At 71.3% G+C, this 23,541-nt stretch carries 22 protein-coding genes; 14 read left to right on the top strand and 8 right to left on the bottom strand.

All coding sequences use genetic code 11. From position 1 onward, the window contains the following. Window positions 1-62 precede the first annotated feature (62 nt). Complete coding sequence (locus tag ACWDVW_RS16305) at window positions 63-2,825, top strand: CBM35 domain-containing protein (protein WP_449949204.1); 2,763 nt, start codon at window positions 63-65, stop codon at window positions 2,823-2,825. Between the two features lie 207 nt (window positions 2,826-3,032). Here the strand turns inward: ACWDVW_RS16305 and ACWDVW_RS16300 are convergent, their stop codons facing one another. Further along, window positions 3,033-3,515 carry a MarR family winged helix-turn-helix transcriptional regulator gene (locus ACWDVW_RS16300; protein ID WP_449949201.1) on the bottom strand — a complete coding sequence of 161 codons (483 nt, stop codon included), beginning with the start codon at window positions 3,513-3,515 and terminating at the stop codon, window positions 3,033-3,035. A 146-nt stretch (window positions 3,516-3,661) separates the two neighbouring features. Between ACWDVW_RS16300 and ACWDVW_RS16295 the strand changes: the two genes are divergently transcribed. From ACWDVW_RS16295 to ACWDVW_RS16270, 6 genes are read left to right on the top strand one after another with little or no spacing between them, the layout of a single operon-like run. Next, window positions 3,662-4,732, top strand: coding sequence for an ABC transporter substrate-binding protein (locus ACWDVW_RS16295; RefSeq protein WP_449949198.1), 1,071 nt, complete (start codon window positions 3,662-3,664; stop codon window positions 4,730-4,732). Window positions 4,733-4,735: 3 nt separating this feature from the next. Continuing rightward, window positions 4,736-5,500: an ABC transporter permease gene (locus tag ACWDVW_RS16290; RefSeq protein ID WP_449949195.1), complete on the top strand. Its 765-nt coding sequence runs from the start codon at window positions 4,736-4,738 to the stop codon at window positions 5,498-5,500. A gap of 11 nt (window positions 5,501-5,511) precedes the next feature. After that, a complete protein-coding gene (locus ACWDVW_RS16285; protein WP_449949192.1) occupies window positions 5,512-6,267 on the top strand; it encodes an ABC transporter permease in 756 nt (251 codons plus the stop codon). 1 nt (window position 6,268) lies between these two features. Beyond that, on the top strand, window positions 6,269-7,084 hold the full coding sequence (locus ACWDVW_RS16280) for an ABC transporter ATP-binding protein (RefSeq protein WP_449949189.1): 816 nt from the start codon (window positions 6,269-6,271) through the stop codon (window positions 7,082-7,084). Then, window positions 7,081-8,625 (top strand): aldehyde dehydrogenase family protein, encoded by a 1,545-nt coding sequence (locus tag ACWDVW_RS16275; protein WP_449949187.1) that lies wholly within the window; start codon window positions 7,081-7,083, stop codon window positions 8,623-8,625. The genes ACWDVW_RS16280 and ACWDVW_RS16275 overlap by 4 nt, the downstream gene beginning before the upstream one ends. 4 nt (window positions 8,626-8,629) lie before the next feature. Next, entirely contained in the window at window positions 8,630-9,544 is a 915-nt protein-coding gene (locus ACWDVW_RS16270) for an alpha/beta hydrolase (RefSeq protein ID WP_449949184.1), read from the top strand. A gap of 7 nt (window positions 9,545-9,551) precedes the next feature. Here the strand turns inward: ACWDVW_RS16270 and ACWDVW_RS16265 are convergent, their stop codons facing one another. The 4 genes from ACWDVW_RS16265 to ACWDVW_RS16250 all read right to left on the bottom strand — a co-directional run bounded on the left by ACWDVW_RS16265 (window position 9,552) and on the right by ACWDVW_RS16250 (window position 12,725). Further along, window positions 9,552-9,731, bottom strand: a complete 180-nt coding sequence (locus ACWDVW_RS16265; protein WP_449949181.1) for a hypothetical protein — start codon at window positions 9,729-9,731, stop codon at window positions 9,552-9,554. A 134-nt stretch (window positions 9,732-9,865) separates the two neighbouring features. Next, window positions 9,866-10,555, bottom strand: coding sequence for a hypothetical protein (locus ACWDVW_RS16260; protein ID WP_449949178.1), 690 nt, complete (start codon window positions 10,553-10,555; stop codon window positions 9,866-9,868). Between the two features lie 191 nt (window positions 10,556-10,746). Continuing rightward, window positions 10,747-11,394 carry a response regulator gene (locus ACWDVW_RS16255; RefSeq protein WP_449949175.1) on the bottom strand — a complete coding sequence of 216 codons (648 nt, stop codon included), beginning with the start codon at window positions 11,392-11,394 and terminating at the stop codon, window positions 10,747-10,749. Between the two features lie 158 nt (window positions 11,395-11,552). Then, window positions 11,553-12,725 carry a sensor histidine kinase gene (locus ACWDVW_RS16250; protein ID WP_449949172.1) on the bottom strand — a complete coding sequence of 391 codons (1,173 nt, stop codon included), beginning with the start codon at window positions 12,723-12,725 and terminating at the stop codon, window positions 11,553-11,555. Window positions 12,726-12,892: 167 nt separating this feature from the next. Here ACWDVW_RS16250 and ACWDVW_RS16245 point away from each other — a divergent pair, with 167 nt between their 5' ends. Beyond that, window positions 12,893-14,047 carry a sensor histidine kinase gene (locus ACWDVW_RS16245; RefSeq protein WP_449949169.1) on the top strand — a complete coding sequence of 385 codons (1,155 nt, stop codon included), beginning with the start codon at window positions 12,893-12,895 and terminating at the stop codon, window positions 14,045-14,047. A 20-nt stretch (window positions 14,048-14,067) separates the two neighbouring features. Here the strand turns inward: ACWDVW_RS16245 and ACWDVW_RS16240 are convergent, their stop codons facing one another. Both ACWDVW_RS16240 and ACWDVW_RS16235 read right to left on the bottom strand, forming a co-directional pair. Then, window positions 14,068-14,505 carry a hypothetical protein gene (locus ACWDVW_RS16240; RefSeq protein ID WP_449949166.1) on the bottom strand — a complete coding sequence of 146 codons (438 nt, stop codon included), beginning with the start codon at window positions 14,503-14,505 and terminating at the stop codon, window positions 14,068-14,070. A 54-nt stretch (window positions 14,506-14,559) separates the two neighbouring features. Continuing rightward, the gene (locus tag ACWDVW_RS16235) at window positions 14,560-15,228 is read right to left on the bottom strand and encodes an NAD(P)-dependent oxidoreductase (RefSeq protein ID WP_449949163.1); all 669 of its coding nucleotides are present in this window, start codon (window positions 15,226-15,228) and stop codon (window positions 14,560-14,562) included. A 205-nt stretch (window positions 15,229-15,433) separates the two neighbouring features. On the opposite strand from ACWDVW_RS16235, the gene ACWDVW_RS16230 reads away from it, so the two are divergent. From ACWDVW_RS16230 to ACWDVW_RS16210, 5 genes are all read left to right on the top strand, one after another. Continuing rightward, window positions 15,434-16,330 carry a helix-turn-helix domain-containing protein gene (locus tag ACWDVW_RS16230; protein ID WP_449949161.1) on the top strand — a complete coding sequence of 299 codons (897 nt, stop codon included), beginning with the start codon at window positions 15,434-15,436 and terminating at the stop codon, window positions 16,328-16,330. Window positions 16,331-16,541: 211 nt separating this feature from the next. Then, entirely contained in the window at window positions 16,542-17,432 is an 891-nt protein-coding gene (locus ACWDVW_RS16225; RefSeq protein WP_449949158.1) for an MBL fold metallo-hydrolase, read from the top strand. 26 nt (window positions 17,433-17,458) lie between these two features. Further along, complete coding sequence (locus ACWDVW_RS16220) at window positions 17,459-18,871, top strand: carboxylesterase/lipase family protein (RefSeq protein WP_449949156.1); 1,413 nt, start codon at window positions 17,459-17,461, stop codon at window positions 18,869-18,871. 237 nt (window positions 18,872-19,108) lie between these two features. After that, a complete protein-coding gene (locus ACWDVW_RS16215; protein ID WP_396750253.1) occupies window positions 19,109-19,765 on the top strand; it encodes a hemerythrin domain-containing protein in 657 nt (218 codons plus the stop codon). Between the two features lie 84 nt (window positions 19,766-19,849). After that, window positions 19,850-20,020, top strand: a complete 171-nt coding sequence (locus ACWDVW_RS16210; protein WP_350698235.1) for a hypothetical protein — start codon at window positions 19,850-19,852, stop codon at window positions 20,018-20,020. 169 nt (window positions 20,021-20,189) lie between these two features. Here the strand turns inward: ACWDVW_RS16210 and ACWDVW_RS16205 are convergent, their stop codons facing one another. Next, window positions 20,190-20,477, bottom strand: coding sequence for a hypothetical protein (locus tag ACWDVW_RS16205; RefSeq protein ID WP_449949151.1), 288 nt, complete (start codon window positions 20,475-20,477; stop codon window positions 20,190-20,192). Between the two features lie 570 nt (window positions 20,478-21,047). On the opposite strand from ACWDVW_RS16205, the gene ACWDVW_RS16200 reads away from it, so the two are divergent. Further along, entirely contained in the window at window positions 21,048-23,492 is a 2,445-nt protein-coding gene (locus ACWDVW_RS16200; protein WP_449949148.1) for an ATP-binding protein, read from the top strand. Window positions 23,493-23,541: the final 49 nt, after the last annotated feature.

Below are 23,541 nucleotides of genomic sequence, written 5' to 3'. Positions count from 1 at the left end.
GACCGGCGCACCACCCCACCACCCCACCACACCGGCAGCACTCGTAGCGCAGGAGGAGAAGCATGGCCAGAACACGCACACCACTGCCGACACGGAAAGCCGTACCAGCACTCGTCACCGCGATCGCCCTCGTCGCCGCGGCGGCGACCGTGCCCGCCCACGCCCAGGAACAGCAGGCCACCCAGCAGATCGTCGTCGACCTCGGTGAGCGCACCGGGGAGTTCCTCGGTGCCGCCAGCGGCGCCCTGTACGGGCTCAGCGACGAGGGCGTGCCCAGCGACAACACCCTGGAGCCGCTGCGGTTGACCACCGTCAACCAGAAGCCGCCCGCCGGCGCCCAGCACCCCAACGGCGACGCCCTGGTCGTGGCGGAGCCGTTCTTCCGCACCGGCGGCGAGTACATCCAGATCAACGTCCAGGACATGTACGCGCAGTGGACCTACGAGAACGTCGGCGGGGTCATCCCCTGCAACCAGGTCTGCTTCGACAACTACATGGAGAAGCTGGCCTGGGTCGTCGACCAGGTCTCCACGCACCCGCACGCCGACCGCATCGTGTACGTGCCGTTCAACGAGCCGGACTTCATCTGGTACGGCACCTCCACCGGCAACACCACCCAGTATCAGCAGCGCAGGGACGCGCTGCTCAGCCACTGGAAGACCGCGGTCGAGTACATCCGCGAGCACCACGAGGGCGCCCGGGTGATGGGCACCAACGACGCGTTGTTCCGTGAGCGCTTCTACGGGGACTTCCTCACCTTCGCCCGCGACAACGACGTGCTGCCCGACTTCGTCTCCTGGCACCAGCTCGACTCCACCGGTCTGGACCCGCAGCACGGCAACTACTTCCGGACCAACTACCAGACCTACCGGCAACTCGAACGGGACCGGGGTATCGCGCCGATCCCGATCAACATCAACGAGTACGGCGGCAACCGGGACCTGACCGTGCCCGGCCAACTCCTGCAGTACGTCGCCATGTTCGAGGAGGCCAAGGTCGACGCGGGCGGCAAGGCGTACTGGACCGCGGCCGGGCTGCTCGGTGGGGACGTCGTGGAGACCAACAAGCCCGGTGGCGGCTGGTGGTTCTACAAGATGTACGCCGACCTGGGCGGTGCCGACACCGTCAAGGTGACCCCACCGCCGGCCACCACCATCGACAAGCTCGAAGCCATCGGCGCCATCGACGACGCTCGCCGTCAGGCCCGGGTGATCGCCGGAGGCGGCACGGAGACGGACTTCGACGTCGTCATCGACAACATCGACCGGAAGCTGTTCGGCGGCAAGGTCAACGTGACGGTCTCCGCGACCACCTGGAGCGGGCAGAACTCCGACGCCCCGCCGCCGGTCGTGCTCCGCGACGAGGACCTCACTCCGAAGAACGGCTCCCTGGTGATCCCGATCCGCGGGCTCGGTTTCCACGGCGACGGTGCCACGAACGTCGACCTGATGGCGGCGTACGAGATCGTGCTCTCGCCCGGCGGCGCCGGCACCCGTCAGTCGATCGACCTGCCCTGGCGCGCCTCGTACGAGGCGGAGTCGGCGACCGTCACGGCGGGCACGATCCAGACCTTCGGCACGCCGGCGAACTGGAACGCGGCCGCCACCTCCGGCAGCCGTCACGTCGGCAACCTCACCCAGAACAACAGCGCGGTCACCTTCGACGTCGAGGTGCCCGAGGCCGGCGACTACAAGCTCAGCATCCTCTACGGCAACCAGACCGGCCAGCCCTCCCAGCAGGCGCTGACCGTCAACGGTGGCCAGGCCCAGTTCGTCGACTACCAGGCCACGCTGAACTTCCAGTGGCGCACGCGCAAGGACGTGGTGGTCCAGCTCCGGGCCGGGGAGAACCAGATCCGGCTGGCCAAGTCCCACCCCGAGTTGGGCACGGCGGTCGCCCAGGCGACGCTGGACCGGATCGACCTGGAGCGGCTCTCCGGTGAGATCGTCACCCGCGACTACGAGGCCGAGCGGTCCCAGACCAAGGGCGACGTGACCTACGAGTACGACCAGAAGCAGCAGTCGGGAGCGGGCCACCTCACCCTCAAGCGTGGTGGTGAGGCCATGTTCTCGGTGTACGCGGAGGAGGACGGCTACTACGACCTGGAGTTCCGGCACAACAGCCCGGGGCGGCCCGGGTCGGTCTCCGCGAACATCGAGTTGGACCGACGTCCGGTCGACGGCGCCGTGCTCCGGGCCAACCCGGGCGGTGGCGCGTTCTTCAAGACCGACCGGCACCGGCTCTTCCTCTCCGCCGGGGTGAACCGGGTGACCGTGGAGCCGGCCGCCGGCACCCCGGTCCGCCTCGACAAGCTCAGTGTCACCCGGGCTGCGAACGCACCGGCGGTGCGCTCGGTGGAGGCCGAGTCGGCGACCCTCGCCGGTTCGGCCCGGGTGGAGAGCCACGGCCACGCCTCCGGCGGACAGTTCGTCGGCTGGGTCGGCCAGGGACCGCAGAACCGGCTGTCCTTCCAGGTCGACGTGGACTCCGCCGGTGACTACATGCTCGTGGTGCACTACGCCAACGACGAGCGGGACACCGGTCACGTCTACAACGCCGACATCATCTCCCGCCCGGTCGACCTCGTCGTCAACGGCGGGGACGCCACCCGGTACTGGTTCAAGAACACCTGGTCGTGGGGCAACTGGTGGGCGCGTGGCGTGCCGGTGACCCTCACCGCCGGGACGAACACCATCACCATGTTCAACGACCCGGCCAACGGGGCCACGGCGCAGGGGTGCCCGACGCCCTGCATGCCCGCCCTGGACAGCCAGTGGGCGCCGAACCTCGACCGGTTCGATCTGGCCCCGATCCGGATCGGCTGATCCTCGGGTAGCGGCCCGGGACGGGTCTCGGCTGCGGCCGGGCCCGTTCCCGGGCCACGTGGCGTTCGAGGTGACGCCGAGCGGGCGCATCTTGGCGTCCATCATCACCTCACGAGCCGCGCGCCTGCGCCGACGAAGGAACCCCCACGTGCGGCGGCCCCCGCTCGCGAGCGCTACGCCGTCGATTCCCCGGCGAGCAGACCTACGTCAGGACGATTCGTCCGGCGGAGGGACCCAGGAGGGCATGCTCCGGATGACGGCGTCGAGCAGGACGCGGAGTCGCTGGTAGTCCTCGTCGCCGAGCGAATCGCGGATGTGGTTGTCCAGGTGCAGCATGATCCGGTCGGCTCTGGCCGTCTCGCGGCGTCCGCTGTCGGTGAGGTGCAACTCCTGGATGTTGGCGTGGCGCGGGTGCGGCCGACGTTCGATCAGGCCGCGTTCGACGAGTTTCACGACCAGCGGGGTGATCGCCTGCGGTGTCACCCCGACCAGGCGGGCCAGTTCCGCGCCGGTCAGGCCGGGTGCCACTCCCAGGTTGGCCAGGAGGGCGTAGAGCGAGCCCGACACGCCGACCTTGCGCAGCGGCGGCTCCTTGGCGGCGAGCACGGCGAGGTCGGCCCGGCGCAGGGTCGACGCGACGCGGCCGAGCATCTCCTCGCGATCGAAGGTCACTGCCGTTTCGTCGGTCACGGTCACGGAGCCTACCGCATCTTGATCTGAGTTCATGACTTGCGCCATATCAATGTCTTGATACTGTCGTCATGCGGGTCGATGTCGTCGATTCCGCCGACGATCCATCCACTCACGCGCACTGAGCACGGAAGGGGATCAAGGCCATGCACAGGACACAGGGGCGGCACCCGCCACACCGCGGATTCCGCCGGACGCTGACGGCCACGAGCCTGGCCCTCGGCCTACTCGCCGCCGCAGGCGCCTGCGGCACCGACGGCGAACCGGCCGAGACCACCGGATCGGGCCTGACCCGACTCGTCATCGACTTCAGCCCGACCGCCAACAACGCCCAGCTCTCGCTCGGCGTCGACCAGGGGATCTTCGAACGACACGGCTTCGAGATCGACCAGGTCCCAGGCTCCGGAGCCAGCGCCAACAGCGTCGCGCTGCTCCTGAACGGACAGATCCACCTGGCCGTCAGCGAGATCACCGCGGTGCCGGCCGCCGTCGCCGCCGGCTTCCCGGTGGAGATCGTCACCTCGCTGGTCACCGACTACGAGTCGCCGGAGGGTGACGCCTTCTCCCTGATCGTGCCGGAACACAGCGACATCCGGTCGTTCGCGGACCTGACCGGCCGGACCGTCGCCGTCAACGGTCTGGAGAGCTTCTTCGACCTGACCCTCCTCGAAGCGGTACGCCAGGCAGGCGGCGACCCCGACGCGGTCCGGATCCTCGCCGTACCGTTCGAGGACCAGGTCGCCGCGCTGCGGCAGGGCCGCGTCGACGCGATCAGCACCCTGGAACCGTTCGCCGGGCAACTGCTGACCGGTGGCGAGTTCCGCTCCCTCGGTAACCCCGCCACCAGCGCGCTCGGCCCGCGTAGCGTCCCGAGCATCCTGATGGGTTCCCAGCGGTTCGTGGACCGCAATCCGGACGTCATGCGACGCTTCCTCCAGGCGTGGAACGAGGCGACCGCGTACGCCAACGACAACCCGGACGCGGTCCGGGCGACGATCGTGCGGACCACCGGCGCGCCCCCCGAGGCAGTGGCGCAACTGCCGCTGCCCTGGTACGTCAGCGGGATCGACCGACGCTCGGCGGAACTCATCGCCCGGCTGATGGTCGACTACGACCGGATCGACACGGCACCGACGCTGGACGAGTTCACCTGGTCGGAATCACCGGACGCGTACGACCTCGACACGCCCCCGCGCGGGCTCCGGGTCTCGGGGTAGCCGATGAGACCCACCCCGCTGCTCCCCGTACTCACCACGGCGGCGCTGCTCGGCACCTGGCAGGCGGCGGCCGGCACCGGCGTGCTCCCGGCCGAGGTCCCGCCGGCCTCCGCCATCGCCACCTGGCTCTGGGCCAACATCGGCACCGCCGTCCTCTGGACGGCCGTGTCGCAGACCCTGGCGCACTGGGCCGCCGCGCTGGTCATCGGCGTCACGCTCGGCGTGCTCGTCGGGGCCGCCATGGCGAGCGTCCCCGTGGTCAACGAGCTCCTGCTCGGCGTGGTCGAGTTCTTCCGCCCGATCCCGGTCGTGGTCTATCTGCCCATCATGTTGCTGCTGCTCGGCGCCAGGCCGGTGGTGGTGGTCGTGCTCGCGGCGGTGGCGGCCCTGTGGCCGATGCTGCTCCAGACGCTCTACGGCGTGCGGGACGTCGATCCGGTCACCGCCGACACGGCACGGGTGTTCGGACTGACCACACCGCAGCGACTGCTCTGGGTGACGACCCCGAGCATGCTGCCGTACCTCTTCACCGGTCTGCGGATCGCCTCGACGATCACGCTGCTGGTGGCGATCGCGATGGAACTCATCGGCGCCGTACCCGGCCTCGGCAACACCCTGGCCACCTACGCCGGCAACGGCCGCTACGACGCCACGTACGGCGTCATCGTCATCGCCGGCCTGCTCGGCGTCGGCCTCAACGCCGTCTTCGAGCGGCTGGAACGGCGGGCACTGCGCTGGCACTCCGCCTACCGGACGCAGCAGGCATGAGGAGGCCGAACGTGAAGAGAACCAGCCTCCGGCTGCTCGTACCCGTGCTGCTCGTCCTGCTCTGGTGGACGACATCGACGGCGAGCACCTCACCCTTCTACCCGCCGCTGCCCGACGTCCTGGCCGCCTTCGCCGAGTCGTGGCTGTTCACGCGACTCGGCTCGGACCTGGTTCCCAGCGTCGCCCGGCTCCTCGCCGGCCTGCTGATCGCGACCGTCGTGGGTATCGCCGTCGGCACCGCACTCGGCCGCCACCGACTGCTCCGGAACGCCCTGAACCCGGCGGTGCAGTTCTGCCGATCACTACCCGGCACCGCACTGATCCCGATCAGCGTCGTGCTCTTCGGCATCGGTGACGCCTCGAAGATCCTGGTCATCGCGTTCGTCTGCCTGTTCCCGGTGCTGTTGAACACGGCCGACGCGGTCCGTGGCACAGACCCGCACCTGCAGGACGTGGCCCGCTCGTACCGGCTCACCCCCGTGCAGCGACTGGCTTTCGTCCTGCTGCCGGCGGCGGCACCACAGATCTTCGCCGGCATCCGCACCGCGCTGGGGATCGCCTTCATCATGATGGTGGTCACCGAGCTGTACGCCGCGACCAACGGCGTCGGCTTCGTCACCCTCAGCGCCCGCAACTCCTTCGACGTACCGCAGATGTGGGCCGGCACCGTGCTGCTCGGCCTGCTCGGGGTGGTACTCAGCGCCCTCTTCCTCGTCCTGCAACGACGCGTCCTGCGCTGGCACATCGGCATGACGGAAAGGAACTGACATGCTCTCGGTCACGAACCTGGGCAAGACCTACGGCTCCGGCGCACAGGCCGTCGAGGCGATCCGCGACCTGACCCTGACGGTCGACAAGGGAGAGTTCGTCTGCATCGTCGGGCCGTCCGGCGCCGGCAAGACGACCATGCTGAAGTGCCTCTGCGGCCTCCTGAAGCCGTCGTCGGGCACGGTCACCCTCGACGGTGTCCCGGTCACCGGTCCACCGAAGGAGATCGCCTCCATCTTCCAGGACTACAGCCGGTCGTTGATGCCCTGGTTCACCGTGCGACGCAACGTCGGCCTGCCGCTGCGCAACCGGTACCGGTCGACGGCCGACCGCGCCGAACGGGTCACCACGGCGCTGGACGCGGTGGGCCTGAGCGGATTCGGCGACCGCTACCCGTGGCAGCTCTCCGGCGGCATGCAGCAGCGCGTGGCGATCGCCCGGGGCCTCGCGTACGCACCGGAGATCCTGCTGTTGGACGAGCCGTTCGCCTCGGTGGACGCCCAGACCCGCGCGGACCTCGAAGACCTGATCCTGCGGGTACGCGACGACACCGGCGTCACCATGCTGCTCGTCACGCACGACATCGACGAGGCGGTCTACCTGGCGGATCGGGTGGTGGTGATGTCCACACGCCCGAGCGTCGTACTCGACACGGTGCAGGTCGACCTTCCCCGCCCACGTGACCAGGTGTCCACCAAGCGCCTGCCCCGATTCGCGGAGCTGCGCGCACACGTACTGACGCTGATCCGGCGTACCGCCCTCGAGGCCTCGACGCCGACGCCGGACCGACACTCGACGATCGGGGAACGACGATGAACACGCAGACCGCGCAGAGCATTGCGACCCGGGACAGTGACCCGGACACCACCGGCGACGAGGTGATCACCCTCGACCAGAGCACCGGCGACGAACTGGCCCGCTACCGGGCGGCCGGCCCCGAGCAGGTCGACGCGGCCGTCCAGATCGCCCGGACCGCCGCCGGACCGTGGTGGGACCTCGACTTCGCCGGACGGGCGGTACGACTACGTGCCTGGCGCCGGGAGATCGCCCGGGGCGGCGAGGACCTGGCGGCGCTGATCCACGCGGAGAACGGCAAGTCCCTGGAAGACGGCCGGGCAGAGGTGCTCTCCGTCCTCGGGCACCTGACCTTCGCACTCGACAACGTCGAACGGGTCCTCGGCCGCCGCGAGATCCCCGCGCCGGCCGCGATGCCGCACCAGCGGGCGTGGGTGGAACAGCTCCCGTACGGCGTGGTCGGCGTCATCGGGCCGTGGAACTTCCCGCTCGGCACCCCGGGAGCGATCGTCATCCACGCCCTGGCCGCCGGCAACGCCGTCATCCTCAAGCCCAGCCCGATCACCCCCGGAGTAGGCGTCTGGCTGGCCCGGGCCTGGCGGCGGGCCGTACCCGACCTGCCCGGCGCCTTCCAGACCGTCGTCGGCTTCGCCGCCACCGGCCGACACCTCACCACCGGCGTGGACAAGGTCGCGTTCACCGGCAGCGTCCGCTCGGGCCGGGCCGTGGCCGCGGACTGCGCCACGCGCCTGACCCCGGCGCTGCTGGAACTCGGCGGCAACGACGCCGTCGTGGTGGCGCAGGACGCCGACCTGGACTCCGCCGCCGCCCACATCACCTGGGGCGCGCTGCAGAACGCCGGCCTGGGCTGCATCAGCCTCGAGGTGGCCTACGTCGTGGACGCCGTACACGACACCCTGGTGGAGAAGATCGCCGCCCACGCCCGCCGGGTGCACGCCGGCAGCGGCGACGACGACCTGATCGGCCCGGTCCCACTATCGGCGCAGATCCCGGTCATCCGCCACCACGTCGCCGACGCCCTCCGACGGGGCGCCACCGCCGTGGTCGGCGCACCGGCCGGCGAAAGCACCGACGACCGGTACGTCCAACCCACGATCCTCGTCGACGTCCCGCCGGACGCCCTGGCCGCCACCGAGGAGACCTTCGGGCCGGTGCTGGCGATCGTCCGGGTCCGCGACACCGAGGAGGCGATCACCCGGATCAACGCCAGCCCGTACGGCCTGGGCAGCGCCGTGTTCAGCCGCGACCGGGGCGAGGACATCGCCCGTCGCCTGCGCGTCGGCATGACCAGCGTCAACGACGCGCTCGCCTTCTCCTTGAACGCCGGGCTGCCGTTCGGCGGGCGCGGACACAGCGGCCACGGCCGCAAGCACGGCGACGAAGGACTCCTCGAATTCGTCTACCCACACGCCATCACCGTCCACACCGGCACCACCCCGACACCCACCACCACCTTCGCGCGTGCACCCGGCGCCATGGCCAGAGCCCTCGCCGCCGCGCGTGACCGGCTCGACGAGGACGACCAGACGGAGAGGAACTGACACCATGAGCGACCAGATGTCACACCTGCTGGACCGGATCGCGGCCGGATTCAGCCACCCACCCCGCTCACCGGTGCTGCACTCACCGCGCGAGGTCGGGCTCGACTTCGAGGACGTCACCTTCCCGTCCCACGACGGGGTGCCGCTGGAAGGCTGGTTCCTGCCCGCGCCCGGCTCGACCAAGCTGGTCATCGCGAACCACCCGATGGGCTTCACCCGCGCCGGCCTGCCCACCCACCTGGAGCCCTGGCACTCGGCCTGGGCAGCCAGCGGCAACGGTTTCGAGATCGACTTCGTCCCCGACTACCGCATCCTGCACGATGCCGGCTACCACGTCCTCGCCTACGACCTGCGTAACCACGGCCTCAGCGGCGCCGCCAACGGCGGCATCAGCTCAAGCGGCCTCTTCGAGGCCCGCGACGTCGTCGGCGCACTCACCTACGCCCGCCACCGCCCGGACACCCGCGACGCGACCATCGGCCTGTTCAGCCGATGCCTCGGCGCCAGCTCCACCTTCGCCGCCATGACCCAGTTCCCCCAGGCGTTCGAGGGCGTCCGCTGCCTCGTCGCGCCCCAGCCGGTGACCGCCCGCGTCATCATGGAACGCCGACTGGCGCTGCTCGACGCGGCGGACCGCCTCAGCGACCTGGAACAGCTCATCATCCGGCACACCGGCATCGACTTCGCCCGTCGCAGCCCCCAGGAATGGGCCCGCCACGTGCGCGTCCCCACCTTCCTCTACCAGGTACGCGCCGACATCCTCACCGACCCCGACGACGTCCAGACCATGTACGACAACATCCCCGTCACCGACAAGAAGCTGCACTGGATCGACGGGACGACCGCACGCTGGGACGGCTACCTGGAGTTCCAGCGCCGCCCCGAACCCATGCTCGACTGGTTCGCGACGTACCTGTAGAGCGTGTTCAGCCGTCCATGCCGCTGACGGCCAACTGCACCCACATGATCGAGGCTGCGGCGATGCCCAGGAAGGTGAGCGCCGACAGTCCCGCCGCGGCAGCGAGGCTCAGGCGCTTGCGGGCCACGACGAAGACGGCTGCGGATGCGGCCACTGCGAACAGCGCCAAATAGCTCGTGAATGCCATGTTCTGCTTCTCTCTTCTTTCAGGCGAACCGCCGCACCGGACTGCTCTTCAGGTCGAGGTCGTACGGTGCCGGCGGGGAGCGGAAACTGTTCAGGTAATCGACGACGACGAGCGGACCGACCGGTCGCACGCCGTCACGGGGCGTACGGCAGGACCTGCAGGCCGGTGTCCCCGTCCCCGGAGGCGGTGATGCGGCCGTTCTTGACGCCGATGACGCCGTGGGCTCCGTGCAGCTCGAACAGGCCGGAGTCACCTGCCAGGGCCACCCGCCAGATCTGCGACGTCTTTCCGTCCTGGCAGTTCTCCAGTTTCAGCGCGGCACCGGCGGTGTCCGCGACGCAGTACCCGCCGCCGACCTCCTCGTTCCAGAACGGCGGCTTGATGACCACCCGGTTCGCCGCCGACACCGCAGCCGGATACAGCGCCATCATCGTGGAGTCCGTCCGGTCGGTGCCGGTGAAGTCGACCGCGCCCTGGCCCACCTGCAGGAACCGATCCGCGTCGTCGCCGGCGACGTCGATCAGGACGCTCTTTCCGGCCTTGATGCCGGTGATGCGCAGCCCGGACAGATCCGAGGTGACCCGCGCCCTGGTCGTCGGCGTGGCCGGGACGGCTGCGGTCCTTCCGGTCGGCGTGACGGACGTCGGCGCGGTCTCCGGCTCGGCGGGGGCCGCCGGAACCGACGGCGATCCGGCCGACGTGGCCGTGGTGGGTGCGGGCGTGCCCGACGGCGCGGCGGACGTGCCCTGGCCGTTGGTGCAGGCGGTGAGCAGGGTGGCGGTGGCGAGGACAGCCCCCATGACGAACGAACGGGTGTGACGCATGCGCTCTTCTCCTCCAGGGCCCGCCTCGTACTGCGGCGTGTTCATGCCCTAGAGACTGCCGAACACAGGCTGCGGCCTCCTCCGTCCGCGAGCCGGCGTCGACTCGGCGCTGGGCGGAGATCACGCGCCGCGCCTCATCCGAAAGGTGGAGGCAACGTCACCGCGCCGACCCGGCCGACGCTCGGGTGCCGTCAGGCGTCGACCAGACCGGCTCGCCACGCCCAGGATGCGACCTCGACCCGGTTGCGGACGCCGAGTTTCGCCTGCGCGGCAGCCAGGTGGGTCTTGACGGTGGACACCGCCACGAACAGTTCGCCCGCGATCTCCTGGTTGGTCAGTCCCCGGGCCACCGCCCGTACGACGTCACTCTCCCGGTCCGTCAGGGCCTCCACCGGCGCGGTCGTCCCGACCTGCGGCCGGTGCCGGAAATGACGCAGTAGCCGGACGGTGACCTGGGGCGCCACCAGGACGTCGCCGCGCACGGCCGCGCGGACCGCCTCGACCAGCAGGGCCGGACCGCAGTCCTTGAGCAGGAACCCGCTCGCCCCCGACTGCAGGGCGGTATCCACGTACTCGTCGTCGTCGAACATGGTGATGACGACGACGGCGATCGGATCGGCCACGTCGGGACCCGCGAGCAGCCGGGTGACCTGTAGTCCGTCCAGGCCCGGCATGCGGATGTCCAACAGGCACACGTCCGGGCGCAGCCGACGCGCCGCCTCGACCGCCGCTCGCCCGTCGGCGACGTCGGCCACCACGGTGATGTCCGGCTGGGCTTCCAGAATCATCCGGAACCCGACGCGCATCAGTTCCTGGTCATCGGCGATCAAGACCCGCACCGGTTACCGTCCCCGTCCTCGTGACCGCTTCTCGGAGTCCACTGACGGAGCGCGCCGGGAAGGCCGACGGTCCACCGACCATCGAGCACGAATGATACGGGTCGGCGCAGTGCTGCCCGGAGCCACCGTGCGTGGCCCGGTCCACCGCTCGTCCGGTGCTACCGCTCGGCCCGATGCAGTGGCACGTCGGCGATCACCCGCCAGCCGCCGCTCGTGCGGCCGGCGGTGAACCGGCCGCCGAGCAGGCGCACCCGTTCCCGCATGCCGACGAGTCCGAAGCCACCGTCACGTCTGCGGATCGTCCGGGTCGCCCTGCCGTCGTCGCGGACCTCGATCCGGACGTGCCCCTGCTCGGTGCGTACCGACGCCACGATCTCCCGTGCCTCGTCGGCGTGCCGACGGCAGTTGGTCACCGACTCCTGGACGAGGCGCAGCACTGAGGTCGCGACCTCGTCGGCCACCGGTTCGGCCAGATCGACCGTCAGCCGGACCGGCGGACTACCGGCCGACGTCATCGCCCGAAGGTCGGCCGCCAGGTCGGTGGTCCGGGTCAGCGGTGCCGGTGTCCGGCCTGTGCCCGGTTCGGCCTCGCGCAGCGCGGCGACCAGGTGACGCATCGAGGCCAGCGCCTCGATGCCGGAGCGTTCGATCACCGGCAGTGCCTCGGCCGCCGCGCCGGGGTCCGACGGCGATCGCTCCTGTGCGGCCCGTGCCTGCTCGATCATCGCAGTGACCTGGTGCGTCACCACGTCGCGGAGTTCCCGCGCCAGGCCGAGCCGCTCCCGTTGCCGTACCGCGATCACCGCTGCCCGACTCGCACGGGCCCGCTGCCGGTCACGACCCCGCAGATACCATCCGAGCGCCACCGGCAGCACCACCGTCGCCACGTCCGACAGCGAGACGCTCCACCACGGCTCGGGCATCGATCCAGCGGGTAGCGACCAGTGATCCGGCCGGAGGTGGTCCGCTGCCACCCCGGCGGCCAGGACCAATCCGACGAGGCCGGTGGCGACGACACCGGAAACGCGCCGGACCACCGCCACGATGACGATCACCTGGGCGCCGACCTCGGTCAACGCCAGACCTCCCAGCGTCTCGGCGTCGACCGCCCGCAGTAGCCCCGTCGAGACGACGATAGTTGCCGCGGCACCCAGCGCCCCGGCAACCGGCCGCGCCTGTGCCAGCAGCGCCATGGCCGCCGTCACGACGATGCCGGGGATCAGCCACGCCCGGCCGGCGGTGCCGAGTTCCCCGGTGATCTGCACGTCGAGCAGGGCCAGGACCACCAGCAGAACCACCCACGGCAGCTGCCGCAGCGAAGCCGTCACCATCGTCTTCCCACCGTCCCGGGCAGTTCCTCCACACGCGACGGAGGGACACCGGAGACTGTACGGGTCGGGTACGGTTCGTCGTCGCCGGATCAGTACAGCTGTGGCACTGTCGTCACCGGTGACTGCCCCGGAATCCGGACCGATGCGAGGACTGCGGTGATGGCGGCGTGAAGCGTGACTGGCGAGGTCTGATCACCTGGGACTGGCCCCTGGCCGGGCTGCTCGTGATCGCGCTGCTGCTGGACGGGGCGGCGGCGAGCGAGGTGGGACACTACGACGGGCGGTGGGAGCTGCCGGGCTTCCTCGCGGTCTGTGCCCTCGCACTGGTGGCGTCTCGTTGGCCGGTTGCCGCCGCCGTAGGTGTCGTGGTGGTCCTGCTGGTGGGGTCGGTCGTGCTGCGGTTGGCCGGCGTCGCGGTCCCCTCCGCCGCGAGCGGGCTGGGGGTAGCCGAGATCGCCTCGGTGCTGGCCGTCATCGTCGCGCTGGTCCGCCGGTCGTCCAGGTACACCACCATCGGGCTGGTGGGGCTGCTCCTGCTCAGCTGTCTGGTGGTCGGTGTGCTACGCCCGGAGCATCCGGGCTCTCCGCAGGACCTGGGTTGGAGCGGGATCCTGCCGGTCGTGGCCATTCTCGCCGGGTGGTACCTGCGGCTGCGCGATGCCCGACATTCGCGGGAGACGCACGCGGTGGTGGTCGCGGCGCAGGTGCAGGAGCGGGTGGCCCTGGCGCGGGAGCTGCACGACGTGGTGGCCCATCACATCGGCGGCATGGTGGTGCAGGCCCAGGCGGCGCAGGCGGTGGCCGTGCCTGATCCCGGTGCTCCGGCGCGGGTGCTTCCGGTGATCGAACGCGCCGGCGCGGACGCCCTGTCGGCGATGCAGCGGATGGTCGCCATGCTGCAGGACGTCGGCGCGGAACCGGTGACGCCGTCCACGGACCTGTTCGCCGACCTGCGCGCGGCGACGGCCACTGCGGAAGGCGCCAGCCCGGTCCGGTTGGCGGTGGAACTCGCCGAGCCCGTGCCGGCGGTGGTCGCGACCACCGTGTTGCGGCTGGTGCAGGAGTCGGTGACGAACGCGCGGCGCTACGCCGCCGGCGCCCGTGAGATCACCGTGACGGTCCGGGCCGGCGACGGTGCGGTCCGCGTGCGGGTACGCGACGACGGCCGGCACACCGACCGACCGAGAAGGTCCGGTGGCGGCGGTTACGGCCTGATCGGTATGCGGGAACGGGTACACCTGCTCGGCGGCCGGTTCGAGGCCGGCCGAGTGCCCGGAGCGGGCTGGCAGGTGCTCGCGGACCTGCCGCTACGGGCTGAATAGACGACGCGGGCCGGCGGCGGTCAGCGGGTCGTGTCGAGACGCTCCGCGGACCGGTCGGAGCGCCCAGACTCGTGCGGCCACGAAGCGCGGAAGTCCGGCCAGGCGTCGCGCAGGTAGAGGCTGAACGGCAACCACCAGATCAGGTCGTTCGTGATGATCATGACGACGGTGTCGATCGGCCAGACGCCGGTGACGATGAGCCAGGCCAGGCCCAGGGGGCCGAGGACCTTGCCGGTCAGCCCGACGGCGGCGACCGGCCAACCGTGTTCGGGCCGCCGAGCCACCTCCAGGTAGAGCAGACCGTACAGGCCGAGGACCATGCCGAGGCAGGCGAAGATCTGCGGCGAGTTCGACAGCGGCAGCCCGGTCAGGCGGAAGAACCACTGTGGGTCGAGGACCGCGTAGCAGCCCCAGAGAATGTTGTACGCCCCGGCGGCGACGAACGTCGCCCGGTGCAACCTCCGACGTCGGATGTCCGCTCCTTCGTGTCGGCCCGCACGGCACACGCGAACTCAGTAGGCGACCCCGATCACCCGGTGGATCGTCTCGGGACGGTCGAGCACGTCGAGCATCTGGTGAGCGACGTCGGCGCGGGAGATGAACATACCGGCACGCACGTTCTGCCCGTACGCCGTCCGGTACCTCCCGGTCGGGCGTCCACCCACGAGCCGGGGTGGACGGGAGACCGTCCAGTCCAGGCCACTGTCCCGCAGGGCGTCCTCCATCAGCGCGAGATCGACGTAGTGCCGACGGAACGCCGCCTTGGCCAGCGGCGCGGCCAGATGTCGCATGAAGAACCCGTCACCGGGATTGTGCCGTGGCGGGTCCGGCCGTCCCGGCGACGGCACGGTGCCGACGGACGCGGCACTGACGACGACGATCCGCCGGACGCCGGTGGACCCCATCGCCTCGATCAACGCCCGGGTGCCCCGGGACGCGACACCCGCCTCGGCACCCGACCGCGCCCCGAGTCCGGACAGCACCGCGTCGGACTCGTCGACCGCGGCCCGCAGCACCGTCGGATCGGGCGCCGAGAGGTCGGCCGTGACGACGCGTACCGGTACGTCGGGAAGCCGCGTCGGATTCCGTACGAGGGCGGTCACCTGGTGGCCGGCGGCGACGGCCTGGGTCAGGAGCTGCCGTCCGATCCCGCCGGTCGCCGCCACGATCGTCAGCCTCACGCTACCGCTACCGCTCCCGCACTCGCCCGGACTCTCTGCCCGCCCGAGGCTAGCGAGTCCGCACCACGCGACGTCGCCCCCGGGTAGCCCGCCGCGCGATCCCTGCCATCGAGCCACATCGTTCGGCAGGCGGCGTGCCACACCCTCCGATGCCTACCCCTCGCAGGGTGTGGCGGTGCCCAGGAGCAGTGCTGATACTCGATTCATGGACAGCAGACGTCAGCTCGGTGCGTTCCTGCAGACCCGCCGGTCCCAGCTCCGTCCGGAGGACGTGGGCCTGGTCGGGTACGGCGACCGTCGGCGCGTACCGGGTCTCCGCCGCGAGGAACTCGCCCTGCTGGCCGGCGTCAGCGCCTCCTACTACGCCCGCCTCGAGCAGGGGTACTCCCTCAACGCGTCACCGGAGGTGCTGGACGCGATCGCCCGCGCGCTGCGACTCGACGAGGCCGAGCACCGGCATCTCTACGACCTGGCGGCCGGCACCCGAGTCCGGCCGGCCGCCGCACGCCGGGCTGCGCCGGAGCGGATGACGGCCGAGTTGACACAGTTGGTGGAGGCGTTGGGGGAGACCCCGGTGCTGGTGATGGGCCGGCGCAGCGACGTACTGGCCTGGAACAGGACCGGACACGCCCTGTTCGCGAGCCATCTCGACCCCGCCGACCCGGAGTCGCCACGTGACCGGCCGAACATGGCCCGACTGGTCTTCCTGGATCCGCACACCCGCGACCTGTACGCCGACTGGCCCACCAAGGCCCGAAGCGTGGTCGGCGCCCTGCGGCTGGCAGCCGCACAGCACCCCGACGACCCGGCGATCTCGACGCTGATCGGTGACCTGACGGTCCGCAGTCCGGAGTTCTGCGACATGTGGGCGGCGCACCGCGTCAAGAGCGGAGGCGACGCCACCTACGAGATGCGGCATCCGCTGGTCGGAGCGATGACCGTGACACAGCAGCTCCTCCGTACCGAACAGGGCCGCTCGGTGGTGGTCGCCACCACCGAGCCCGGCTCGTCGTCGCGAGAGGCGATGTCCCTGCTGACCCACCTCACCTCGGTTTCCGCCGACCCTCAGCCGGTGGCACCGGCCACAGCGCGGCGCCGGTAGCACCACCGCACCCTTGCCCACCGACGGTCGTACCGCGACCGTCCGGTCCGCCGTGCCTCGAACACGGCCGACCGGCCTCCTCGGCACCACCGGCGGTCACACCGCGCGGTCGCCACCGACCCGACCCGAACCGCCACCGACCCGAACCGCCACCGACCCGAACCGCTACCGACCGGCGCACCGCGCCGGTTTCGACACGAGAGCAGGACACATGACCGAGATCAAACTGGGCGATGTCACCGTGACCAGAGTGGAGGAGATGCACGGCCCGATCATGCCCACCGAGGCGTTCTTCCCGTCGATGCCCGACGAGGCGTGGCGACGCCACGAGGCCGAACTCGTCCCCGACCACCTCGGCGACGGCATGGTGCACGTGGCGATCCAGACGTGGGTGCTGCGCAGCGAGGGCCGCACGATCCTGGTCGACACCGGCGTCGGCAACGACAAGTCGCGGCCGGCGGTCGACGCCTGGGACCACCTGGGCCTGGACTACCTCGGCAACCTCGCCCGGGCCGGCGTACGCCCGGAAGACGTCGACCTGGTGGTCAACACCCACCTGCACGTCGACCACGTCGGCTGGAACACCCGCCTGGTGGACGGCGACTGGGTGCCGACCTTCCCGAACGCCACGTACCTGATGCCCCGGGCCGACTTCCACTTCTGGGACCCGGCGAATCACACTCAGCTCGGCGGAGGCGTCAACGAGAACGTCTTCGAGGACAGTGTCGCCCCGGTGCACGCCGCCGGCCAGGTCCTGCTCTGGGAGGACGGCCACACCATCGACGCGAATCTGCGCCTGGAAGCCGCCCCGGGACACACCCCGGGATCGAGCGTGCTCAAGCTGCGCTCCGGCGACGACCTTGCCCTGTTCGCCGGCGACCTGATCCACACGCCGCTGCAGATCATGCAGGCGGGCCACAACAGCTGCTTCTGCGAGGACCCGGCCACCGCCGTCGCCACCCGCCGCAGGTTGCTCGGCTGGGCCGCCGACCACCACGCCCTGGTCCTGCCGGCGCACCTGAGCGGCCATGGCGCGCTGGAGGTCCAGCACCGGGGCGACGAGTTCGCCATCGGACAGTGGGCGCCCTTCACCCGTCTCTGATCGTCCGCCGCCCCCGGGAGAGCACCATGGAGATCGTCACCACCTCCGGGCCGGTCCGTGGTCGGCCCACCGCGTACGGCACCGCCTTCCTCGGCGTGCCGTACGCGGCCGGGCCGACCGGCGCCGCGCGGTTCGCCGCACCCACGCCGCCGCGGCCCTGGACCGACGTCCGGGACGCCACCCGGCCCGGCCCGACCGCACCGCAACCGTCGCGTGCCGCGTTCGGCGCACTCGACATGTCGCCGTACTTCGGTCCCGGCTGGCAGCGGGGCACCGAGTACCTGACCCTCAACCTCTGGGCGCCGCCGACGCGGGCCGAGCCGGTGCCCGTCATGGTCTTCGTGCACGGCGGCGGCTTCGTCGCCGGTTCCGCCGACTCCCCGCTCTACGACGGCACCGCCTTCGCCCGCGACGGCGTCGTCCTCGTATGCGTCAACTACCGGCTCGGCATCCCCGGCTTCCTGCACCTGCCGGACGCTCCGGACAACCGTGGTCTGCTCGACGTCCGGGCGGCGCTGCACTGGGTACGCGACAACATCGCCGCCTTCGGCGGCGACCCGGACAACGTCACGCTCTTCGGCCAGTCCGCCGGCGCCATCCTCGTCGGCGGCCTCCTCGCCGATCCCGAGTCGGTCGGCCTGATCCGCCGCGCGATCGTCCAGAGCGGCAGCGGTGTCGGCGCGTTCACGCCGGAGCAGGCGGCCGTCGTCACCGCCGCCGTGGGCCGGGAGCTGCACGTCGAGCCCACCGTCGGCACCCTCGCCGACGTCGACGACGACCGGCTCGTCGCCCTGATGCCCCGATTGTCCGGCCTCGACCTGCGGGTCCGGGGACACCACGATCCGCTCGGCGGCATCACCGCGTTCAGCCTGGTGCTCGACGAACAGCCGGCCGACGCCGTCGGCGCGGGTCAGGGCGGTGACGTCGACCTGCTGGTCGGCACCAACCGGGACGAAGGAGCGCTCTACCTGGCACCGGTCGGTCTTCTCGACGGCAGCACCGACGCCGACGTGCACGCCACCGCCGCCCGGTTCCACACCGACCCTGACGCCGCGGTCCGGGCGTACCGGCAGGCCCGGCCGCACGCCTGCGCCGCCGACCTGCGCACCGCGATCCTCGGCGACGGCCTCTTCGGCACCGGCACCCGGCGACTGGCCGAGGCGCACGCTCCGCACGGACCGACGTGGGCGTACCTGTTCACCTGGCGGTCCGCGGCCCTGAACGGCCGACTGGGCGCGAGTCACGTCATGGAGCTGCCGTTCGTCTTCGACCGGCTGCACCTGCCGGCGCTGCACGGCCCCCAGGCCCTGCTGGGCGACACCGCACCCCCCGGCGAACTCGCCACCAACATGCACGCGGCATGGATCCGCTTCGCGACCACCGGCGACCCCGGCTGGCCGCGTCACCCCGAAGTCCACTCATTCGGACCGGGAGGCTGACCTCGGCGTAGCGGGTGTGCTGCCGGTACCGAGCATGCCCCTCAGCATGAGGACGGTCGAAAGCCATGATCGGAGTAACGCCGGAATCGAGGTCGGTCGGCGTGGCGAGCGCCGCCGATGGGTACACCCGTGCCCGTACGCAACCGGACGATATGTCAGGCCACGTACGGGTTTCAGTGGGAGTCAGTCCACATCGGTGAGACCCGCCCTCCCTCGGATCGAGCGGAAAGAAGGACCATGGCCGACAGCCGTGACATGTACGTCGTACACAGCCTCTTCAGGCGCGAGTTCCCGGCCGCTGCGGCCCTGGTCCGGACAGTGCCTGCGGATGATGCTCCGGCTGCCGCCCGCGTCGCGGACCACGTGCTGCTGCTCACCGGCGCGTTGCACACGCATCACAGCGGCGAGGACGAGCATGTCTGGCCGAAGTTGCGGCAACGTGGCCCGGACGAGATCGCGCCGCTGGTCGAGACCATGGAGAGTCAGCACGAGAGCCTGCACGCGGCGCTGGCCGACGTGGAGGACCGGGCGACCGTGTGGCGCCGCACCGCGAGCGTGGCCGACCGGGAAGCGCTCGCCGCAGCCGTCGAAGCGTTGATCGCGCCGATGTCGGCACACCTGGACGCCGAGGAGACCCACGTACTGCCGTTGATCGACAAATACCTGACCGACGAGGAGTGGGCCGAGGCGGGTAAGCACGGGATGGCCTCGGCGCAGAAGAGCCAACTGCCGATGATCTTCGGGATGTTGCTGCACGACGCCCGGCCCGAACACACCGAGAGTCTCAAGGCGGTGGTCCCGGCGCCGGTCTGGTTCGTGCTCTCCCGCCTGGGACCCGTGGCCTACGGCAGGTACGTCCGGCGACTGGGCCTGGACCGGGTGAGCGCAGCCTGACCAGGGGGCGGCCGGCCCGGACCGGCCGCCCCCTGGCCTGCGGTGTGAGAGGCGGCGGCGCCGGTCGTGGCGGATAATTGCCCGATGACAAACCCTGACCTCGATCCGGACGTCTATCCGCCCCTCGACCCTCGTGAGCCCGTGCCGGACGACGTCGGCGAGCTTCTTCCCGACACGCCCGGCGAGCTGCCCGAGGCGCCGGTCGAGCCGTCGCCCGACGACGGTGATCCGGGAGGCGTACCCGAGCCGGCATGACGGCGGTCGCGGTCAGTGCCGATCAATGCTCCCGGCCGCTACACCCTCGTCGGCGAGTCCACCGCCTGACCGGCACCGACAGGTGTCGCCCGGTCCGTCATCGCGGACCGGGCGACACTGTCATGCGTGCTGGCTCCTCGACGGTTCAGCGAGGGGAGCGACGACGGGCTCAGTCCTGCCAGACGTTCAGGGCCCAGGCGAGGACGTACCAGACGCAGACGTACTCCCGGCCGGACGCGACTCCAGCGATGTGGCAGGTGATCGGGTCGGGGAAGACACCCTGGAGCAGCCAGGCACCCGCCGCGGCCTGCGTGACCGGCGCGGCGCTCACCGCCGTCTTGACGGCGGAAACGGGGGCGGCCTGGGCGGCCCCGGCCGTCGTACCCAGGCCGGTGGCCACCAGGGTGACCGCCAGGGTCGTCGTCGCCAGTCGCTGCCGCAATGATCTTTTGCGCATCGGGTTCTCCTCCCACGCGCCCGGGGCCGGATGTCCGGCCGAGGGCGTCCTTCGATGATCGATGCGTTCATGCTGCGCCGAGAACGGGTTCTGGTCGTCGGCCCACGATCTGACCTGCCGCGTACACCAGGCGGGTGACGCCGGCCTCCCGCGTCCCCCGGCAGGTGGACCCGCGCCGGTGCCGAAGCCCGCGATCGAGGCGTTTCGCAAGGGCTCGCCACCCGTCGGCAGCGGGCATTCAGGCCGGCGCCCGAGCCTGAAGCGCGAAGGTGCGGCGGCAGCGTGTCGGCACGGTGGCGAAGGGAGGCCGACACTGATGCGGTCGGCGAAGCGTCGGGCAGGGCGGCCACGGGGGGAGCCGCCCTGCCCGACGATCCAACACGGTAGACCTCGCCGTCCACACCGGACAAGCCGGGAGGCGTCACGGACGGGATGGGCTGATTTCGATGGCTCGTCCCGGATTCTTCATGGCGATGCTCACACCCCGTATACGAGGGATCCGCTGATCGTCACTGACGTGCGAGCATCGACACCGGTACGTGAGTGCGGGCGTCGGGTGGTTGGGGGAACATGCCCACAGGTCAGGTACAGCGTGACCAGTTCGGAGACCTGCTCAGGGCCCTCCGTCTGGAGCGGGGGATGACCCAGGAAGAGCTCGCCGAGGCGGCCCGGTCCAGTGTCCGCGGCATCCGGGAGATGGAGCGCGGCCGGGTACGCAGTCCGCAGCGCCGCACGGTGGAGCTGCTCGCCGATGCCCTGCGACTCGGCGGGGCGGACCGGGACCGCTTCGTCGCCTCGGCCCGGGCCGCTCGGCAACCGTCAGACCCGGCCACCGGGCCACCCGACCGCCCCGCGCCGCAGCACGGCACGATGGTGCCGTCCGGACCACCGGCAGTGGTCGTACCCGGAGAACTGCCCGCCTCCGTTCCGGACCTGGCCGGCCGGGCGGAGATCCTGGAACGCCTCTCGACGGTGGCCCACGACGTCGCCGCCGGGCGGCCGGACACCGCCTCGGTGGTGGTGCTGTACGGGCCTCCCGGGATCGGCAAGACCAGCCTCGCCGTCGCAGCCGGACATCGCCTCAGCCCGGCCTTCGCCGGCGGGCAACTCTTCGTCGACCTGCAGGGCGTCTCGCCGGACGGACCGGTCGACCCGGCCGAAGCCCTGGCCGGACTGCTGCGCTCGCTCGGCGTGCCGGACACTCGGGTGCCGGTGTCACCGGCCGAACGGGGCGGCCTGTTCCGCACCCTCACCCGGGACCGGCCGCTGCTGGTGGTCCTGGACAACGCCGCGAACGAGGCCCAGGTGCGCCCCCTGTTACCGGCCGGACCGGGCTGCCTCGCGGTGGTCACCTGCCGACGTCCGTTGACCGGTCTCGCCGGTGCGCTCCGCCAGCCGCTCGACCTGCTCGACCCGGCAGCCGGTCGACAACTGCTCGCGGCGATCGTCGGGGCCGACCGGGTCGCCGCCGAACCGACCGCCGCCGACCAGCTCGTCCACCTCTGCGGACGGCTGCCGCTGGCCCTGCGTATCGCCGGCAACCGCCTGGCCAGCCGGCCCCAGTGGTCAGTCGGTTGGTTGGTGGACCTGCTCCGCGACCAGCGTCGGCGGCTGACCGTGCTGACCGCCGGCGACCTGGGCGTGCGCTCCGCGTTCGAGGTGTCCTACCGACAGATGGACCCGAGGACCGCGCAGGTGTTCCGGCGGGCCTCGCTGATCCCCGGCGCCGACTTCGCACCCGGGCTGGTCGCCGCCGTGGCCGGCGTCGACGAGGAGGCCGCGGCGGCGGCCCTGGAGGAGTTGGTCGAGGCCGGCGTCCTCGTCGCGACGGGGGACCGGTACCAGCTCCACGACCTGGTCCGGCTCTATGCCCAGGAACGCCTCGACGCCGAGGAGGACCAGTCCTGCCGGACGGGGGCGCACGAGCGGATGACCCGCTGGCTGCTGCGGCGCACCCGACAGGCCGGTGCGATGTTCGAACCGGCCGGCTGTCGGACCGACTCCCCGTTCGTCAACGATCGCGCGGCGGCGTCCTGGTTGGACCGCGAGTCCGGCAACTGGCTGGCGGCCCTGCGGGACGCGGCCCGGTGCGGTCGGCACACCGACGTGGTCGCGGTGGCCCGGGCACTGCACTGGTACTCCGACGCCCACAGCCACCGTCACCCCTGGGACGAGATCTTCTCGCTGGGGGTGGCCGCCGCCCGAGCCGTCGGCAGCCCCCGCGACGAGGCGGTCCTCCTGAACTTCCTGGGCTGGGCCCGGTACTTCTGCCGGGACCGCAACACCGACGGGCTGACCGCCCTGGGACGGGCGCTGGAGCTCGCCCGGCGGATCGGGGACCGCCGGGAGGAGGGGTGGGCGCTGACCTACATAGCCGTGATCTTCATCCGGACCGGTCGGGCCGGGTGGGCGGTCGACCACTGCCGCCGGGCCGTGGGCCTGTTCCGTGAGGTCGGGTACGCCCTCGGCGAGCACAGCGCGGCGAGCGTGCAGGGTGGGGCGCTGGCCGCGCTCGGCCGGTTCGCCGAGGCGGCCGAGTTGCACCGCGAGGTCTTGGCGTTCTACGGCCGAGGCAACGGGCTCAGCCGTACCGGCGCGGCGGTGGCCGGCGCCGGGGCGATGATGAGTCTCGGAGCGGACCTGGCCGGATTGGGCCGGTGGCGAGAAGCCGCGAACGCCTACGCCGACGCCCGGCGGGTGTTCCACACCTTCGGCGCGACGTTCAGCGAGGCCAACGCCATCCGCCAGTACGGGCTGGCCCTTCAGGCGTTGGGTGAGGCCGACGCGGCGGGCGAGGCGTTGCAGGCGGCGCTGGCGCTGTACGCCGCGCTGTGCTGCCCGTGGTGGGAGGCGCAGACCCTGTACGCGCTCGCGGCGTTGGCCGACGTGGCCCCGGCCCGGGTTGTCGAGGCCGACCTGCTGCGCCAGCGGGCCCTGGACCGGTGCGGCGAACTGGACGCCCCCGAGGTACGGAGCCTTCGCGCCACCCTGCGACGGGAACTGGCACGGGCCTGACCGGACACACACCGGGCCCCGCCGACGATACGGCGGGGCCCGGTTCCGG

The sequence above is a fragment of the Micromonospora sp. NPDC003241 genome, assembly GCF_053589795.1.
The sequence above is the reverse complement of the archived record's forward strand: the minus strand, read 5'-3'. Positions and strand labels throughout refer to the sequence as shown.

Coding starts and splice junctions, on each gene's coding strand:
- ACWDVW_RS16225 (WP_449949158.1), top strand. CDS start 16,542: ATGACCGAGATCAAACTGGGCGATGTCACCGTGACCAGAGTGGAGGAG.
- ACWDVW_RS16260 (WP_449949178.1), bottom strand. CDS start 10,555: ATGCGTCACACCCGTTCGTTCGTCATGGGGGCTGTCCTCGCCACCGCC.
- ACWDVW_RS16270 (WP_449949184.1), top strand. CDS start 8,630: ATGAGCGACCAGATGTCACACCTGCTGGACCGGATCGCGGCCGGATTC.
- ACWDVW_RS16230 (WP_449949161.1), top strand. CDS start 15,434: ATGGACAGCAGACGTCAGCTCGGTGCGTTCCTGCAGACCCGCCGGTCC.
- ACWDVW_RS16215 (WP_396750253.1), top strand. CDS start 19,109: ATGGCCGACAGCCGTGACATGTACGTCGTACACAGCCTCTTCAGGCGC.
- ACWDVW_RS16265 (WP_449949181.1), bottom strand. CDS start 9,731: ATGGCATTCACGAGCTATTTGGCGCTGTTCGCAGTGGCCGCATCCGCA.
- ACWDVW_RS16210 (WP_350698235.1), top strand. CDS start 19,850: ATGACAAACCCTGACCTCGATCCGGACGTCTATCCGCCCCTCGACCCT.
- ACWDVW_RS16200 (WP_449949148.1), top strand. CDS start 21,048: ATGCCCACAGGTCAGGTACAGCGTGACCAGTTCGGAGACCTGCTCAGG.
- ACWDVW_RS16280 (WP_449949189.1), top strand. CDS start 6,269: ATGCTCTCGGTCACGAACCTGGGCAAGACCTACGGCTCCGGCGCACAG.
- ACWDVW_RS16295 (WP_449949198.1), top strand. CDS start 3,662: ATGCACAGGACACAGGGGCGGCACCCGCCACACCGCGGATTCCGCCGG.
- ACWDVW_RS16205 (WP_449949151.1), bottom strand. CDS start 20,477: ATGCGCAAAAGATCATTGCGGCAGCGACTGGCGACGACGACCCTGGCG.
- ACWDVW_RS16290 (WP_449949195.1), top strand. CDS start 4,736: ATGAGACCCACCCCGCTGCTCCCCGTACTCACCACGGCGGCGCTGCTC.
- ACWDVW_RS16250 (WP_449949172.1), bottom strand. CDS start 12,725: ATGGTGACGGCTTCGCTGCGGCAGCTGCCGTGGGTGGTTCTGCTGGTG.
- ACWDVW_RS16220 (WP_449949156.1), top strand. CDS start 17,459: ATGGAGATCGTCACCACCTCCGGGCCGGTCCGTGGTCGGCCCACCGCG.
- ACWDVW_RS16305 (WP_449949204.1), top strand. CDS start 63: ATGGCCAGAACACGCACACCACTGCCGACACGGAAAGCCGTACCAGCA.
- ACWDVW_RS16275 (WP_449949187.1), top strand. CDS start 7,081: ATGAACACGCAGACCGCGCAGAGCATTGCGACCCGGGACAGTGACCCG.